Raw genomic sequence first — 2,772 nt, 5'->3', positions numbered from 1 at the left:
CTGTCTCGTTGTGTGCCTATCATACCAAGAGTAAATTCTGACCGCACGTACAAAATGGCATCAAACTCATGTGCGGCTGCAACAGCCAGCATATCCTTAAGCTGATAAAAACGGGGATCAAGAATAATCATTTGCTGCACAAACAAAGACAAGTAGCCCGAGAAGGAGCGCCCAAAGGAATCTTGTATGACTAAAACTGCACCGTCAGGTACCGAGTCATTGACAAGACTAATCTTGGGATAGTCGCTGCCGCTGAAAAAAGATGCGCGGTAATTGCTCCTGTCACAATGGCTAATCACGCTTGCAAAGTCTCCGCATTCCGCGCTTACTGCCCCATTGGCACGCCACAACTCCAACCGATAGTTGGGCGAATGCCGTGGCGCCCCATATATCTCCCGATCCAGCACCGACCAGTAACGCCCCAGCCGTAAGCCCTGCACGCCCATCATATCGGCCGCCGACTCCGCCCAGACAAAATCATCACTGACAGAAAAATCGGCAGGGTGCCAGCCCGAAACACTCGTCTGCCGCAGTAAAGTCAGCGTGGCATGCACCGCATTCAGCGCGCCGTAGGGAGTCCAATGATGGTCCGTACGGTAAAAAAGAGACTCGCGAGGAACCCCGAGCCCACGAAAAATCGCAGCGCAATTAACGCGCGGAACCCCATATCGCGCCGTGTCATGCAAAAATGCGGCGTAATTTTCATCACAGGCCAAATCAATGAAGTTACCAACAACGGCCTTCTCATTGAGCTGTTTGGTCGGGATGACAACTTGGAGCATCGGTACGCCCCGCTTCTGCGCCAAGCTATGTACGGCAGAAAAAAGAGCGGCCTCATCCTGGGGGTTTTTAGCAAAGCCATTGAGATAATACAAAAAATCATCGGGACCCCGCACCACGACTTTTGCCGCCGTATCCGCAGGAATAACACGACGCCCCGTAGCTATCAAATACCCCGTGTAGAGGTGATGCACCGCCGTGCTGATAAAATTGAGCTTGGGAACAACAACATCCTTAAGCTCGTATTCATAGCGGTGAAAGTGCTGTGCCGTTCTAGCAGCAGCACGCCAGGCGGTCCATACGCCGGCTTGCTCACGGGCGCGACAATACTCGCGCTCGGCGGCGACGCCCACACGTAATGCCATTAACAGCGAGCCGACAGCCATCAAAGCCAAAAAGGCCAGGCCGAATACGCGCGATTCGTAGTCATGTAGAGTCATGTACTGCCACTGCCGCTAAAAATTAAAGTAAATAAACGGATTGAAGCTCGACACATCCAAGGCACCAAGAGCCAAAACAATGATGAAGAGTACCCACACGTGCTTGATGATCTGAATAACCAGCCAAGACGGCAACCTACTCTGTAAATACGGCGCAAGCGGCGTCGATGCCAGTCCAGCAACAAGAAATTCCGGCAGATATTCGACCAGGTGCTGCAAAAAAAACCGATCGACAGTCCAAGCATCTATGCTGATCATGCGCCAAGCATACGCCGCTGCGTGTGTCAGTGAATTGGCCCGAAAAAGCACCCAGCCAAACATGACCAAAAGGAAGACCACAGGCCATTGCAATGCCTGAAATAACTTCGGCCAAGCTATTTTTTTGCAGGCCCGCTCGGTTACGAGCAGAACAAAAAAGTACAAGCCCCAAACAAGAAATGTCCAATTCGCGCCATGCCAAAGGCCAGTTAGCGCCCATACGACCAGCAAATTCCATATCAGGCGCCAAGACGAGCTAACTCGGCTGCCCCCGAGGGGAAAATAGACGTAGTCGCGAAAAAAACTCCCCATTGAAATATGCCAACGACGCCAAAATTCCGCTATGGAACGCGATATATACGGGTAGCGAAAATTGGCGGGAAAGTCAAACCCGAACATACGCGCCAACCCGATGGCCATATCTGAGTAGCCGGAAAAATCAAAATAGATTTGGAAGGTGTATGCCAACGTGCCCAGCCAGGCAAGCGGCGCAGTCAATGCCGCTGGTGACATATCAAAACTCAGATCCGCAACCCGGGCCAGTGCATTCGCAACGAGGATCTTCTTCGCAAAACCAATCCCAAACAGCTCAATACCACTGATAAAACCGTCGATACTCTCACGCCGAGTCAGCAACTAGCTCGAAAAATTGTCGAAGCGAATGATGGGACCGGCAATAAGCTGTGGGAAAAAAGCAATGTACAGACCCGTGTCCATAAAGTGCCGGAAGGGCCGCGCTTTGCCTTGGTAAATATCAATGATGTACGACAATTCCTGGAAAGTGAAAAACGATATGCCAATGGGCAGGACAATGGCAAAGTCCGAAGAGCCGCCGAAAAGCTCTGCGGAAGTACGCACGACAAAGCCGAGATACTTGAAGACAAAGAGCAAAGCGACATTGAAGGCCACCGCCAGCCAAAAATACCGGCGAGTACACTGATCATCCCCGCAACTCCGCTCGCAATGGCGTCCAAGAAACCAGTTAACTGCGATGGAGAACAACATGACCAGCACGAAATACGGCTCGCCCCAGGCGTAAAAAAACAAACTGGAGAAAAAAAGTAGGACATTCCGCTTGTGGACGTCCCGCAGCACTACGAAATAGAAAAACAACACTGCGGGTAAAAAGAAGAACAAAAATGGCTGACTCGAAAATAACATCGTAGCCCTGTTATCTTAGTGTCGGGACGCTGTGGCAATCACACTGACTGATATGATGATCAAAAACTCGCCTTGCCCCACTCATGCCGCGATATAAGAAAATCCGACCGATCGGTCCGCGTAGGGGCGGACC

The 2,772-nt window shown here is 51.2% G+C and carries 3 protein-coding genes; all 3 read right to left on the bottom strand.

The window, feature by feature from the left end; all coding sequences use genetic code 11:
• A partial coding sequence (locus tag PHQ97_16100) for a hypothetical protein (GenBank protein MDD4394256.1) occupies positions 1-1,220 on the bottom strand: 1,220 nt, incomplete at its 3' end.
• A 15-nt stretch (positions 1,221-1,235) separates the two neighbouring features.
• On the bottom strand, positions 1,236-2,114 hold the full coding sequence (locus PHQ97_16095; GenBank protein MDD4394255.1) for a hypothetical protein: 879 nt from the start codon (positions 2,112-2,114) through the stop codon (positions 1,236-1,238).
• Positions 2,115-2,639 carry a hypothetical protein gene (locus PHQ97_16090; GenBank protein ID MDD4394254.1) on the bottom strand — a complete coding sequence of 175 codons (525 nt, stop codon included), beginning with the start codon at positions 2,637-2,639 and terminating at the stop codon, positions 2,115-2,117.
• Between the last annotated feature and the right edge of the window lie 133 nt (positions 2,640-2,772).

The sequence above is a fragment of the Desulfobacterales bacterium genome, from assembly GCA_028704555.1.
In the GTDB taxonomy this organism is placed as follows: domain Bacteria; phylum Desulfobacterota; class Desulfobacteria; order Desulfobacterales; family JAQWFD01; genus JAQWFD01.
Note: the sequence above shows the minus strand (reverse complement) of the source record. Positions and strands in the feature narration are given on the sequence as shown.

Coding starts and splice junctions, on each gene's coding strand:
- PHQ97_16090 (MDD4394254.1), bottom strand. CDS start 2,639: ATGTTATTTTCGAGTCAGCCATTTTTGTTCTTCTTTTTACCCGCAGTG.